The sequence below is a fragment of the Janthinobacterium sp. GW460-12-1-14-LB5 genome, from assembly GCF_059423585.1.
In genome coordinates, this window is the sequence record NZ_JBWKYD010000003.1 from 150,660 (window position 1) to 164,016 (window position 13,357).

Here is a 13,357-nt window from a genome sequence, read left to right on the forward strand (position 1 = left end):
AAGACATCATCATGAGCCAACAACTGCAAACCATCATCGACCAGGCCTGGGAAAACCGCGCCGAGATCAATCCGCGCAACGGCACGGCAGAACTGCGCGACGCCGTCTCCCACGTCATCAATGGCCTGGACAACGGCAGCATCCGCGTGGCGGAAAAAACCTCGGGCGACTGGGTCGTCAACCAGTGGGTCAAGAAAGCCGTGCTGCTGTCGTTCCGCCTGGAAGACAACGTCGTCCTGCCATCCGACGGCACGATGCAGTTCTACGACAAGGTGCCGACCAAGTTCGCCAACTACACGGCCGAAGACTTCGCCAAGGGCGGTTTCCGCGTGGTGCCGCCAGCCGTTGCCCGCCGCGGCAGCTTCATCGCCAAGAACGTCGTGCTGATGCCGTCCTACGTCAACATCGGCGCCTACGTCGATGAAGGCGCCATGGTCGACACCTGGGCCACCGTCGGCTCCTGCGCGCAAATCGGCAAGAACGTCCACCTGTCCGGCGGCGTCGGCATCGGCGGCGTGCTGGAGCCTATGCAAGCGAACCCGACCATCATCGAAGACAACTGCTTCATCGGCGCCCGTTCGGAAATCGTCGAAGGCGTGATCGTCGAAGAAAACTCCGTCATCTCGATGGGCGTGTACATCGGCCAGTCGACCAAGATCTACGACCGCGCCACGGGCGAAGTGACCTACGGCCGCGTGCCGGCCGGCTCCGTCGTGGTCTCGGGCAACCTGCCTTCGGAAGACGGCAAGTACTCGCTGTACTGCGCCGTGATCGTCAAGCGCGTGGATGCGAAAACCCGCGCGAAAACGGGCATCAACGAGTTGCTGCGCGGTATCTAACTCTTTTTTCAGCTACAACTAAAAGAGTGCTGAAGTCGCGAGACCTCAGCACTTTGCAGGACAAAATCTACTGAATATTTCTAGCTAGCACAAAAATTTCAGCGTGCCCGAACCAAAAAACAGAAGTTGCCGCCATCTTTTCTGAACACTGGCTTACCGCTACGCCAGTGCTTGAAAGACTTGCAGTAGACCCAGCGAAAACCGGGTGGTGCAGGTTTTTGAATGTTTGCCATTTATGGCTTTCATGTCACAGGACTCTTGACACTGGAGTCTGACACCCCAATAATGAGGCTCTATGTTGTCGGGACCTTCCCAGCCTCCCTTTGGACAGTCCACTAGTCCGGGGAGATAAGGAGTTGGAGCAGTTGACGCTGCTTCAACTCTTTTTACAAATGACAATAATTATTTAGTCAAAGGTCGCTGTCATCATCAGCAAGCAATAAATCTATATGACTTTTTAGACGCTCCTTATCAGCCTGATAAAAAGGTATAGGTATTTCTAGCCATGCGCGCCTCCCCCCAGCCAAACGTACTGGAATACGATCAATATTTACATCCATTCCGGGGACCGGAAGATTAGCCTCTGATATTGAGATCTTATCTTGTGGCAAGAAATTTTTTGATTCCGCCCCTCTATCCAGAACCTCACGCTCTTCATCGGAGACCTCCCCGTCTTCGATTTCATCAAGTATCTCTGCCGAAGCAATCCGATCACTCTGGCGACTCAGCCAACCATAGTAATCTGAAAACTCTATGGATTTTTTAAATACATTTACACAAGATTCCGCACTTGCTGGGATGAATCCCCTCTGAATTAAATCGTACTTAATATTTGCATCTGATGGCAATCTGTCACGATACTGCTCTAACAAACTGGCAAATAAAGAGGGTTTTTTCAGAAAGTGAACCAACAAATCCTGTTTGTGACGCTCATCTGGCGTAAACAGGTAATCCTCAACTTCTTTTGTTACTCTTAAAAATCCATCTTTCGGCCGCTCGACCATTCCCCAGTAACCCAGAGAAGCAACAGCCTGCAACGCAGCACCATTTTTACCGCTATAGCCAATATGCTTCATGGCAACCTCAAGCGGCGCAGGATGGCGCCCCTCTGCCTTGTACATTTTCTCGACCCTACCAATTGCTTCATCAAGAAGCAGCGACGGCGAGCGAGGACTTACCTTACGCTTGATTGATTCCGCCATCAAAATTCTCCGTTTGTCGTTCGATTGGGCAAGTATATGCTCGGATAAGTTCTTTTGCAACAGAATCCTTAAAGATTCTAAAAAAAATCATGAAAATTAGTTCAAACAAGAGATCATTAAAATAATCTCATTAAAATCAATAACTTACATATTTTTTAGAACCTCAAAAGAAACGTTTCTACCAGTACCTAACTAAGTCATAAGGTCGAAAACAAGTCAATCCCGCGAATTTTGAGAAGGAAGCATTTAGTGAGACTGATCAGGAAATCATGCTGCAGCACACCAAATTTGTCTTTGGGTGAGTCGAGTCTAGAGCTTCTGAAATTAGAACAACCATAATTTCGCTTCCAATTGCGCTTCTATATTGTCCTGAAGTCCTATACTAGATGGCATGAATACTCCTCCCGTCTTGATCGTCGGCGCCGGTCCTACCGGCCTCATGCTTGCCTTGCGCCTGGCGCGCCATGGCGTCGATTGCCGCATCATCGACAAGAATAGCGGTCCGGGCCAGGCGTCGCGGGCCATGGCCGTGCATGCGCGCACCCTGGAGTTTTACCAGCAGCTGGGCTTTGCCGACGAGCTGGTCAGCCTGGGCATCAAGATCAATGCCATGCACATCCACGAGGGCGGCGAGGAACTCGTGAAACTGGCGCTGGGCGAGATCGGCGAGGGACTGAGCCCCTACCCTTTCGTGCTGAGCCTGCCGCAGGACGAGCATGAACGCTTTCTTATCAGCAAGCTGGCGGCGGCCAGCGTGCACGTGGAATGGAACGTCACGCTGGATCTGTGGACGCAAGACGATAGCGAAGTGCAAGCCATCCTGCTCCACAATGGCGAACGTCAATATTGCACGTTTGACTACATCTGCGGCTGCGACGGCGCCCGCAGCAAGGTACGCGAGATCGCCGGTCTTGAGTTTTCCGGCGGCACCTACGACCACCTGTACTACGTGGCCGATGCGCAAGTGGCGGGCAACAACACGGATCTGCACGCCCACCTGGGCGCGAACTCTTTTGCGCTGATGTTGCCCGTGCGCACCAGCGGCATGCAGCGCCTGATCGGCATCCTGCCCGACCGCCCCGACGGCGCGCCCGCGCCCGTCTTCGACGACGTGCGGGAACAGGTGCAAGCCTTGCTGGGCATCGAAGTCGAGCACGTGAACTGGTTTTCCACCTATAAAGTGCATCACCGCGTGGCGGCGCAGTTCCGCGCGCGGCGCTGTTTCATCCTCGGCGACGCGGCCCATTTGCACAGCCCCGTGGGCGGCCAGGGCATGAACACGGGTCTGGGCGACGCCGTCAACCTGGCCTGGAAACTGGCGCAAAAGCTGCACGGACAAAGCAACGACGCCCTGCTCGACACCTATGAAAGCGAGCGCATCGTGTTTGCCCGCAAGCTCGTCGCCACCACCGACCGCGCCTTCCAGGCCATCGTCGCGCAAGGCATGGCCGGGCAATTCCTGCGCCGGTGGCTGGTGCCGCACGCGCTGCCCTTCTTGTCCGGCTTCGAGCGGGCGCGCCGCCTGCTGTTCAAGACGGTGTCGCAAATCGAGATCAGCTATGAAGACAGCGCCCTCTCCGCCGGCCATGCGCAATACCTGCGCGGCGGCGACCGCCTGCCGTGGTTTTCGGACGGCACGCAAGACAACTTCACGGCCCTGCGCAGCATGGACTGGCAATTGCACATCTATGGCGAGCCGGCGCCCGAACTGCTCGACGAGGCGCGCGTGCTGAAACTGCCCGTGCATTGCTACACCTACAACGTGGCCGCCAAGCTGGCCGGCCTGGGCCGCGATGCGGCCTACCTGGTGCGCCCCGACGGCCACATCGCGCTGGCCCTGCACCTGCAGGAAAGCGGCGCCCTGCGCGCCCTGGCCTTGCGCCTGGGCCTGCATTTCGGTCCGGCCGAATCGAGCAAGGCGGCGCCACGGCCTGTGTAACATCACAGAGTTGACGGTTTGTGCCACATCAAGCCAACCAACTTGATTTCTTTGCTTTGTTTGCTTTGTTTGACTTCCTGTCCTATGCTGAAACATGCGTTTCAAGGATAGGGCCATGTCGAATACATCGAACACGTCGAACACTCGCTCCCCTGACGGCAAGGGCGACACCGGCACGATTGATGAGGCCGCCGCCGACACCGGGCATGCGCCAGCCATGCCCTCGCTGGCCAGCAAGGTGGCGGACACACTCGCATCCAGTGCCACCGGCTTGCGTTTTAACATTGCACAAGATACGTTCCAGGAAGCATATGCATCGCTGCTGGACGCCGTGCCGCGCGACGACCGGCCCGCGCTGCTGGCGCAAATGCGGCGCGACCTCGATATCGTGGCCGAGCGCGAGCTGAGCCTGGCAAGCGGCAGCGACACGCAGGCGGGCCACGTCAGCACCCGGCAATTCATGCGCGGACTGGAACAGCAGGAAAGCCAGCAGCGCGAAAAAGACCTGGCCTCGCACAGCTTGCTGTCTGGCCCAGAACTGCGCGTCCGGCTGGCAGTCACGCCGCAGGCGCTCAGTGCGGCACTCAAAGCCAGGCGCCTGTTCGCCTTGCGCGGCGCCTCCGGCGAATATGTTTACCCGGCGTTTTTCGCCGATCCCCGCCACGACCGCCACACCCTGGAAAAAGTCAGCAAGATTCTCGGCGACTTGCCCGGCGCCGCCAAATGGGACTTTTTTACCGTCCCGCGCCTGTCGCTGGGCGGCAAGTCGCCACTGCAAGCCTTGGCCAAAGGAAAACTCGACGCCGTGATGGCGGCCGCCCGCGCCTACGCCGACGAATAGCGGCGCGACCGTGGCAACCTTGCGCCTGCCCCGCTTGCCGCAACTGCCAGCAAGCTTGCAGACGGTGCGTTGCGATCCCGCCACCTTGTACCGGATTTCCGGCCACGCCACGGATGAGCCCTATTTTGGCAGGGCAAACACCTACCGCTTCGACGATCCCCACCCGCAAGCGGCAGCCCGCTTCGGCACCTGCTATCTGGGCGCGTCGCTGGCCGTGGCGCTGGCCGAAACCCTGCTGCACGACCGCAAGCCCATCCGCAACCACTTCATCGTCGGCCTGGCCGTGATACAGGCGCGCATTGTCATACGGCTCACTGGAGAAACGCTCGTCCTGGCCGACTTGACGGGTGCCGCCCTCCGGAAGCTGGGTGGCCACGCGGGACTCAGCGGCACATCGTCGTATCAAACGACCAAAGCCTGGTCGGCCGCCATCCATGCGCATCCGGACGAGGTCGATGGCATGCTCTACATGTCGCGCCACAAGAATGATGAAACGGCCGTGGTGCTGTTCCACCGCGCCGCGCCCAAGCTGGCGATGGCATCCGCCACGCCGCTATCCATGCACCGCGACTTCGGCCAGGTGGCCACGCAACTGGGCATCCGCAGCGCCTGGCCCTGAACCTGCCCGCAACATGCAGCCGTGTTGCACTGCCGCATCGACTGCGCATCAACTGTATAATGTCGGCTACCATCGCATTTTGTCCTGGCGCAAGCGCCGCGATCAAGCGAACCGCATTCATTCCCCTTAGCCCTACCCATGACGACCATTACACTCTACGGTATCCCCAATTGCGATACCGTCAAAAAGGCCCGCACCTGGCTGGCCGCGCAGCAACTCGATTTCACCTTCCACGACTTCAAGAAGCAGGGCCTGGAACGCGCCACCGTCGAGGCGTGGCTGCAGCAATTGCCGTGGGATGTGCTGGTCAACAAGAAAGGCACGACCTGGCGCGCCCTGTCCGACGAGCGCAAGGCGTCCACCGTCGATGCGGCCAGTGCCCTGGACCTGATGCTGGAAAACCCGTCCATCATCAAGCGCCCCGTGCTGGACAAGGATGGCCAGTTCAGCGTGGCGTTTTCGGATGCCCAGTACAAAACCATTTTCTCAGTTTAAACCCGACACCTGCAAGGCTGGGGTCGTACGGGGACGCCGAGTCCCAAAGGTACGATCCCGCTCCACACCATGACCACCTCCAAAACCCTCGCCCTGACCGAAAAACTGATCGCCCTGTCCTCGGTCACGCCCGATGACAAGGGCTGCCAGCAGCACCTGATCGATATCCTTACGCCGCTGGGCTTCGTCTGCGAGACGATCCAGTCGAACGACGTCACCAACCTGTGGGCACGCCGTGGCACGACGTCCCCCGTGTTCGTCTTTGCCGGCCATACGGACGTCGTGCCCACCGGCCCCGTCGAGCAATGGCGCTCGGAACCGTTCATTCCCACGCACCGCGACGGCAAGCTGTACGGCCGTGGCGCGGCCGACATGAAGACCTCGATTGCCGCCATGGTTGTTGCTTGCGAGGAATTTATTGCGGCCACGCCCGACCACTCGGGTTCGATTGCCTTTCTGATCACCAGCGACGAGGAAGGCCCGGCCACCGACGGCACCGTCATCGTGTGCGAGCAACTGAAGGCACGCGGCGAGCAGATCGACTATTGCCTCGTGGGTGAGCCGACCTCGAGCGCCCAACTGGGCGACATGATCAAGAACGGCCGCCGCGGTTCGCTGTCGGGCCGGCTGACGATCAAGGGCGTGCAGGGTCACATTGCCTATCCGCATCTGGCGAAAAACCCGATTCACGAAGCGGCGCAGGCGCTGGCCGACTTGGTCGAGGAAAAATGGGACGCGGGCAACGAGTATTACCTGCCGACGTCGTGGCAAATGTCCAACATCAACGCGGGCACGGGCGCCAACAACGTGATTCCGGGCGACATGGTGATCGACTTCAACTTCCGCTTTTCCACGGCCAGCACGGCGGAAAACCTGCAGGAAAGAGTCCATGCCATCCTCGACAAGCATGACTTGCAATACGATTTGCAGTGGACCCTGAGCGGCCTGCCCTTCCTCACGCCGCGCGGCACGCTCTCCGATGCGCTGTCTGCCGCCATCCTGGAAGAAACGGGCCTCACGACGGAGCTGTCGACCACGGGCGGCACCTCGGATGGCCGGTTTATCGCGCAAATCTGCCCCCAAGTGATAGAATTCGGGCCGCCCAATGCCAGTATTCACAAGATCGACGAGCACATCGAACTGCGCCACATCGATCCCCTGAAGAATATTTACCGGCGCACGCTGGAGCATTTGTTGCCCGTCTGAACCAGAATACCGAGGCCCGTCACGGCGGGCCAGAACACCGTCTTTTCGAGAATGCCATGACCCCGAACCCGTTTTCCACGCCACGCGACCTGCTGCGCTACGCCGTTACCCGTTTTAATACCGCCAAGCTGTTTTTCGGCCACGGCAGCGCCGAAGCGTTCGACGAAGCGGCCTATCTGATCCTGCACACGTTGAAGTTGCCGCTTGACAAGCTCGAACCGTTCCTCGACGCCAAATTGCTGCCGTCGGAAGTGGCCAGCGTCATGGCGGTCATCGACCGCCGCAGTATCGACCGCGTGCCGGCCGCCTACATCACCAAGGAAGGCTGGCTGGGCACGTATAACTTCTACGTCGACGAGCGCGTGATCGTGCCCCGCTCCTTCATCGCCGAGCTGATCCCTGAATACTTCTCGCCATGGGTGGCGGAACCGGAAGCCGTGGAAAACATCCTGGAACTGTGCACCGGCTCGGGCTGCCTGTCGATCATGATGGCCGACGCGTTCCCGAACGCCAGCGTCGACGCCGTGGACATTTCCGCCGACGCCCTGGCCGTGGCCAAGCGCAACGTCGACACGTACAAATTGCAAGACCGCGTGAACCTGATCGAATCGGACCTGTACACGAACGTGCCGGCCAAGAAATATGATTTGATCATCAGCAACCCGCCGTACGTGAATTCCGCGTCGATGGGCGCCCTGCCCCAGGAATACCTGGCCGAGCCGCAGATCGCCCTCGACGGCGGCAGCGACGGCATGGACCTGGTGCGCAAGATCATCGCCGGCGCGGCCGAGCGCCTGACGGATGACGGCATCCTGATGATTGAAATCGGCAACGAACGCGAATACGCGGAAGCGGCCTTCGGCGAACTGGGCCTGACCTGGCTGACGACGAGCGCCGGCGACGACATGGTATTCCTGCTGACGGCCGAGCAGCTCAAGCTGGTTTAATTGACAAACGCACGACCTCACTCAACCCAACAGCAAATGCCGGGGTCGTACCCTCAGGGTACGACCCCAGGTTTCCGCCTCTGGGTTAAAACACAAAGAAAAAAATGATACGTTTCCTACAAGTAAGCCTGATGCGCGGCATCAAACCGTTGCTCGAACAAGTCGATGTCACCCTCAATCCGGGCGACAAGATCGGCCTGATCGGCGCCAATGGCGCGGGCAAATCGAGCCTGTTCGCCATGATGCGCGGCGAACTGCACCCTGACCAGGGCGAGATCGATTTCCCGGCCAAGTGGCGCGTGGCTTACGTGGCGCAGGAAACGCCGCCGCTGGACCGTGCCGCGCTCGACTACGCGATCGACGGCGACGTGACCCTGCGCAAGCTGGAAGCGGAACTGGCGCGCCTGGAATCGGAACCGGCCACGTCGGAAAACGGCATCGCCATCGGCGAGATCTACAGCGCACTGGCCGATGCGGACGCCTACACCGTGCAGTCGCGCGGCGAGCAATTGCTGCTGGGCCTGGGCTTTACCCTGGACCAGATGCAGCAGCCTGTCGCCAGCTTTTCCGGCGGCTGGCGCATGCGTCTGAACCTGGCGCAAGCGCTGATGTGCCCGTCCGACCTGCTGCTGCTCGATGAACCGACCAACCATTTGGACCTGGACGCCATCATCTGGCTGGAAGACTGGCTGAAGCGCTACGCCGGCACCTTGCTGATCATTTCCCATGACCGCGACTTCCTCGATGAAGTGGTCAACGTGGTCGTGCATATCGACGAGCGCAAGCTGAAGCGCTACTCGGGCAACTATTCGAGCTTCGAGCGCCAGCGCGCGGCGCAGATGATTCTGGCCGCCGGCGCGCTGGAAAAGCAGCAGCGCAAGCGTGCCCATCTGGAATCGTTCGTGAACCGCTTCAAGGCGCAAGCGTCCAAAGCCCGCCAGGCGCAAAGCCGCATGAAGGCGCTGGCAAAGATGGAAGAACTGGCGCCGCTGCGCGCCGCCGCCGAATTCTCGTTCGAATTCCGCGAGCCTTTGAGCGCCCCGAACCCGCTGCTGGTGATGGAAGACGTCGACGCGGGCTACAAGATCGAAAACGAAGCGACGGGCGAGATCACGCATAAAACCATCGTCAACGGCATCAAGTTTTCGCTGCAGATTGGCCAGCGTATCGGCCTGCTGGGCCAGAACGGCGCCGGCAAATCGACCCTGATCAAGACCATCGCGGGCGAACTGATGCCTTTGACGGGCGACGCCACCATGGGCAAGGGCCTCAACATCGGCTACTTCGCCCAGCACCAGGTGGAAATGCTGCGCCACGACGAATCGCCGCTGTGGCATCTGGCCAAGATCGCGCCGACCGTGCGCGAGCAGGAACTGCGCAACTTCCTCGGCGGCTTCAACTTCCCCGGCAACATGGTCACCGCGTCCATCGCCCCGTTCTCGGGCGGCGAAAAAGCCCGCCTGGCGCTGGCCCTGATCGTCTGGCAGCGTCCGAATTTGCTGCTGCTCGATGAACCGACCAACCATCTGGACCTGGAAACGCGCGAAGCGCTGACGGAAGCGCTGGCGCAGTTCGAAGGCACCCTGGTCGTCGTTTCCCATGATCGCCATTTGCTGCGCGCCACCACGGACGAATTCATCATCGTGGCCGACGGCAAGCTGCAGCCGTTCGACGGCGACCTGGACGACTACAAGGATTGGCTGTTCAAGACCAAGCTGGGCAAGGGTACCGATGTGCTGCCGGCCGCTGGCAAGGCCAACAAGACCGATTTCCCCGTAACGTCATCCGTCCCTGCGCCGGCCGCCGCCCCTGCCGCGCCCGTGCGCGACAAGCGCAAGGAAGCGGAAGAGCGCCAGAAAACGGCCGCCCTGCGCAAGCCGATCGAAAACAAGATCAAGCGCCAGGAAGAGCAGATCGCCAAGCGCAACGCGCAAAAAGCGGAAACCGACGCCAAGCTGGGCGAGCCAACCATCTACGACGCGGCCAACAAGGCCAAGCTGAAACAGTTGCTGGCCGACCAGACCTTCTTCACCAAGGACCTGGCGCAGCTGGAAGCGGAATGGCTCGATTTGCAGGATCAGCTGGAGAAACTCGGCTGATGAAGACACCTGCCCAAACCTGCTGCGCGTCGGGATTTGCGGCCTGCGATGCTCACTGTACCTTCGTACAGTTGCGCTTCTCGGCCACAACTTCCTTCCGCTCGCGACGGTTTTGTCAGGCGTCGGAAATGCAGTGAAAACAATAAAACGGCTCATTCGAGCCGTTTTGTTTATGCCACCTGCATGGGACCGGGGCTGCGGATCGCCATCAGGCGGTCGATGTCGACGAGGATCAACCTGCGTCCCGCCACCGTGCCCAGGCCCAGCAGGTAATCGGCTTCCGTGTCGCCCAAACCGGGCACGGCGGCGATGTCGGCCGGCGCCAGGCTGACGATGTCGGTGACGCCGTCGACCACCATGCCCATCACGCCATTGCTCAGTTGCAAGATGATCACGTCGGTGGCGGGGTCGGGCGCGCCGTGGGTGCTGCCGAACGCGGCGCGCATGTCGACGATGGGAATGATCACGCCGCGCGAGACGGCCACGCTTTGCAGCACTTCCCCTTCCGAGGAAAAGCGGTCAAGTTCCTTCAGCGGGCGCAATTCCCGCACGCAGCGATAATCGAGGCCGTATTCCAGGCCGCCCAGCCGGAAGCTCAAGTACTGCGTCAGGTATTGGGCCGATGCGGCGCCAGGCGTGGTCGTGGGCTGCATGGTGTTCCTTTCATCCGGTAAGCGCTGCCAGATGCGCAGTGGCGCAACGTTGGCCCCATGCTAACCAGCATCGCCGCCGCCAGCGTTGAGAAACATCAACTTTCCAGGAAGACAGCACCGTGTGCGGCCACGGCCTTGCGCCGGCGCAGCCATCTTCCCTTACAATAGCCCCATCGTTTCCCCACAGGCAGGCCATGCAACACCTCGTCAATCCCGCTGAAGTTGAATTTTCCGCCATCCGCGCCCAAGGGCCGGGCGGGCAGCATGTCAACAAGGTGTCCAGCGCCATCCATCTGCGCTTCCCCATTGCCGCCTCGTCGCTGCCGGAAGCGTACAAGGAGCGCCTGCTGGCCCTGCGCGACAGCCGCATCAGCAAGGATGGCGTGCTGGTGCTCAAGGCGCAGCAGTCGCGCAGCCAGGAACAGAACAAGGAAGAAGCCTTGCGGCGCCTGCAGGAAATCATCGACAGCGTGACCTTCCTGCCCGCCGTGCGCCGCGCCACCAAGCCCACGCGCAGCTCGCAGCGGCGCCGCCTCGACAGCAAGAGCACGCACAGCGTCTTGAAACAGTCGCGCGGAAAAGTGACGGATTAACTACGGCGGCGGCTGGTACGTCCAGTCCAGGCTGCCTGTGCTGTCTGCAAACACGGCTTGCGTCACCGGCGTGGCGCTGCGCAACAGCGCCTTGATCTCTTTCGGCGGCCGGTCGTAGACCTTGGCCTGCCCGGGCGGCACGACCAGGGCGCGCACCGTCGTTTCGCCATCGACCAGGCCCAGGGTGCAGCGCGACTGGCCGGCCGTCGCCTGCCGCTCCTGGCGCAGCTGCGCCACCAGCGCCAGCATCTGCGCGTGCAGGATTTCCGACTGTTTGACTTCCAGCCGCAGCCGCGCCACTTCCTTCAGGACGGGGGCGATGCGCGCGGCCAGCTTGTCGTACTGCAACTGTTGCGCCGGCTGCAGCTGCAATTCGCCGCGCCGCAGCTGGCCCGCCAGGGCCAGGTAATTGCGCACCTCGGGCAATTGCGCGATGGCATCGATTTCCTGCTGGCGCTTGTGCTGCAACTGCTGGTATTGCGCCGCCTTCGCCAGGCTTTCCGCGATTCTCTGCTCCAGGACGCTCAAATCGGGCACCAGCGGGAACAGCAGCATCTCCACCTGCCTGCGCGGACCGGCGCTGCCGATGCGGATGATGCGCGCCGCCACGGCGCAGCCTTCAGCCAGTTCAATGACGACCTCGTCGGCGATGATTTCGCAATTGCTGGCGCTGTCGATCACCACGCGCGTGCCGGCGATGACGCAGCTTTCGGCGCGCTTCACGTGCACTTCGCCGCTGAGCGCCTGCAGCACGGAACCGGAAGCGACGCCCTCGACGCGCACGTCGCCGTGTTCATTGAAGGCCGTGCCGCCCACCAGGTTGCGCTGCAACAAGATCAGCCCGCCGTGCGAGTGCAAATGCCCATACACGTCGCCATGGATGGTGATGTCGCTGCCGTCAAGCTGGCGCTGCTCCTGCACGTCGCCATATTCCTCGTAGGCGGCGCGCAACTTGAGGTTGCCCGTGGTGCGGCTGCTGACGCCTTCGCGGCTGACGATCTTGTTCTCGATGGAAATCTTGCCGCCCTCATCGACATTCACGTAACCAGCCTGGGTGGCCACGACGAAGTCGCCATCGCTGAAATGCTCGACGGCCGTGCCGGCGCCGGCCACTGTGGCCAGGTCGAGCTCCAGCGGCGCGGGCGGCGGCAGCAGCTTGCCGGCCAGGTCGTAGCCGGGCAAGCCGGGCGCGCCTGGCAGCAGACGCAGCAGGCGCGCGTGTTTCTTGACTTGAGGAAAGCGGTTCTTGAAGCTGAGCAAATCCAGCCGGCCATCGGAGCGTTCGCGCGGCGCATCGTCGCGGTGGATGCCTTGCGACACTTCGGCCAGCCGGGCATCGCGCCCCGGCTGCGGCGGCAGCGCCCGCGCCACCGTGATGCGCTCGGCCTTGCCGCTGCCGAGAATGGCGCGCACGGCCGCACTATCGATGCCGTAGTGCACGCCCTTGCACCACAGGTCGGCCACCAGCTCGTCGAATTCGCGGCGCGCCGGCACCTGGCCATCCGCATCGGCAGGCAAGGCTTCAAAATAAAACTCGGCGCTGTCGCCGCGGATCTTGACCTGTTTATACAGCGCGCGCCGCTGGGGCGGGAATGGCGCCACGCGCACGGCGATGCGCAGCAAGGCATCGCCCTTGGGCACGGCGCGGGGCGCAGGGGCATGGAACAGGGTCAGCAGGAACAAACCGTAATCGAGGCCGGCCAGCAGCTGCCCGGACTGAAATAGTTGCTCGACGGAATTGCGCAGCTGCGCCGGCGCCAGCGACAGGTCCAAAAACACGCCCTCGTCGCGCTGGACGATGCCGCGCGGCAGGCCGGCAGCAGGGACCGCATCAGGAACGGGCACGTCGTCGTCGCTCACCACTCGCCTCCCCCGGCAACACATTCAGAGAATTGTCTCAGTGCACTAGAACAATATCACGGGG

Annotated in this window: 12 protein-coding genes; 9 read left to right on the plus strand and 3 right to left on the minus strand. The window is 61.1% G+C overall.

All coding sequences use genetic code 11. The features are described 5' to 3' along the window. Nucleotides 1-11 precede the first annotated feature (11 nt). Complete coding sequence (gene dapD / locus AC07X6_RS03865; RefSeq protein ID WP_070223998.1) at nucleotides 12-839, plus strand: 2,3,4,5-tetrahydropyridine-2,6-dicarboxylate N-succinyltransferase; 828 nt, start codon at nucleotides 12-14, stop codon at nucleotides 837-839. Nucleotides 840-1,249: 410 nt separating this feature from the next. Here the strand turns inward: dapD and AC07X6_RS03870 are convergent, their stop codons facing one another. Further along, on the minus strand, nucleotides 1,250-2,041 hold the full coding sequence (locus AC07X6_RS03870; protein WP_494790151.1) for a hypothetical protein: 792 nt from the start codon (nucleotides 2,039-2,041) through the stop codon (nucleotides 1,250-1,252). Nucleotides 2,042-2,432: 391 nt separating this feature from the next. On the opposite strand from AC07X6_RS03870, the gene AC07X6_RS03875 reads away from it, so the two are divergent. The 7 genes from AC07X6_RS03875 (at nucleotide 2,433) to AC07X6_RS03905 (ending at nucleotide 10,187) form a co-directional block, all read left to right on the plus strand. Further along, on the plus strand, nucleotides 2,433-3,980 hold the full coding sequence (locus tag AC07X6_RS03875; protein ID WP_494790152.1) for an FAD-dependent monooxygenase: 1,548 nt from the start codon (nucleotides 2,433-2,435) through the stop codon (nucleotides 3,978-3,980). 115 nt (nucleotides 3,981-4,095) lie between these two features. Continuing rightward, nucleotides 4,096-4,821, plus strand: coding sequence for a hypothetical protein (locus tag AC07X6_RS03880; RefSeq protein ID WP_494790153.1), 726 nt, complete (start codon nucleotides 4,096-4,098; stop codon nucleotides 4,819-4,821). A 10-nt stretch (nucleotides 4,822-4,831) separates the two neighbouring features. After that, a complete protein-coding gene (locus AC07X6_RS03885; protein ID WP_332859170.1) occupies nucleotides 4,832-5,440 on the plus strand; it encodes an RES family NAD+ phosphorylase in 609 nt (202 codons plus the stop codon). A gap of 138 nt (nucleotides 5,441-5,578) precedes the next feature. After that, entirely contained in the window at nucleotides 5,579-5,935 is a 357-nt protein-coding gene (locus tag AC07X6_RS03890) for an ArsC family reductase (protein ID WP_494790154.1), read from the plus strand. 69 nt (nucleotides 5,936-6,004) lie between these two features. Next, entirely contained in the window at nucleotides 6,005-7,141 is a 1,137-nt protein-coding gene (gene dapE / locus AC07X6_RS03895; RefSeq protein ID WP_494790155.1) for a succinyl-diaminopimelate desuccinylase, read from the plus strand. Nucleotides 7,142-7,197: 56 nt separating this feature from the next. Next, nucleotides 7,198-8,088 (plus strand): 50S ribosomal protein L3 N(5)-glutamine methyltransferase, encoded by an 891-nt coding sequence (gene prmB / locus AC07X6_RS03900; protein ID WP_230540459.1) that lies wholly within the window; start codon nucleotides 7,198-7,200, stop codon nucleotides 8,086-8,088. Nucleotides 8,089-8,192: 104 nt separating this feature from the next. Next, a complete protein-coding gene (locus tag AC07X6_RS03905) occupies nucleotides 8,193-10,187 on the plus strand; it encodes an ATP-binding cassette domain-containing protein (protein ID WP_230540458.1) in 1,995 nt (664 codons plus the stop codon). Nucleotides 10,188-10,357: 170 nt separating this feature from the next. Here AC07X6_RS03905 and AC07X6_RS03910 read toward each other — a convergent pair whose 3' ends face one another. Then, nucleotides 10,358-10,840, minus strand: coding sequence for a chemotaxis protein CheW (locus AC07X6_RS03910; RefSeq protein WP_494790156.1), 483 nt, complete (start codon nucleotides 10,838-10,840; stop codon nucleotides 10,358-10,360). A gap of 194 nt (nucleotides 10,841-11,034) precedes the next feature. Here AC07X6_RS03910 and arfB point away from each other — a divergent pair, with 194 nt between their 5' ends. Further along, nucleotides 11,035-11,433, plus strand: coding sequence for an alternative ribosome rescue aminoacyl-tRNA hydrolase ArfB (gene arfB, locus AC07X6_RS03915; protein WP_494790157.1), 399 nt, complete (start codon nucleotides 11,035-11,037; stop codon nucleotides 11,431-11,433). Here the strand turns inward: arfB and AC07X6_RS03920 are convergent, their stop codons facing one another. Further along, nucleotides 11,434-13,293, minus strand: coding sequence for a flagellar assembly protein A (locus AC07X6_RS03920; RefSeq protein ID WP_494790158.1), 1,860 nt, complete (start codon nucleotides 13,291-13,293; stop codon nucleotides 11,434-11,436). It abuts the gene before it with no gap. Nucleotides 13,294-13,357: the final 64 nt, after the last annotated feature.

Coding starts and splice junctions, on each gene's coding strand:
- AC07X6_RS03870 (WP_494790151.1), bottom strand. CDS start 2,041: ATGGCGGAATCAATCAAGCGTAAGGTAAGTCCTCGCTCGCCGTCGCTG.
- dapE (WP_494790155.1), top strand. CDS start 6,005: ATGACCACCTCCAAAACCCTCGCCCTGACCGAAAAACTGATCGCCCTG.
- AC07X6_RS03905 (WP_230540458.1), top strand. CDS start 8,193: ATGATACGTTTCCTACAAGTAAGCCTGATGCGCGGCATCAAACCGTTG.
- dapD (WP_070223998.1), top strand. CDS start 12: ATGAGCCAACAACTGCAAACCATCATCGACCAGGCCTGGGAAAACCGC.
- AC07X6_RS03890 (WP_494790154.1), top strand. CDS start 5,579: ATGACGACCATTACACTCTACGGTATCCCCAATTGCGATACCGTCAAA.
- arfB (WP_494790157.1), top strand. CDS start 11,035: ATGCAACACCTCGTCAATCCCGCTGAAGTTGAATTTTCCGCCATCCGC.
- AC07X6_RS03875 (WP_494790152.1), top strand. CDS start 2,433: ATGAATACTCCTCCCGTCTTGATCGTCGGCGCCGGTCCTACCGGCCTC.
- AC07X6_RS03880 (WP_494790153.1), top strand. CDS start 4,096: ATGTCGAATACATCGAACACGTCGAACACTCGCTCCCCTGACGGCAAG.
- AC07X6_RS03910 (WP_494790156.1), bottom strand. CDS start 10,840: ATGCAGCCCACGACCACGCCTGGCGCCGCATCGGCCCAATACCTGACG.
- prmB (WP_230540459.1), top strand. CDS start 7,198: ATGACCCCGAACCCGTTTTCCACGCCACGCGACCTGCTGCGCTACGCC.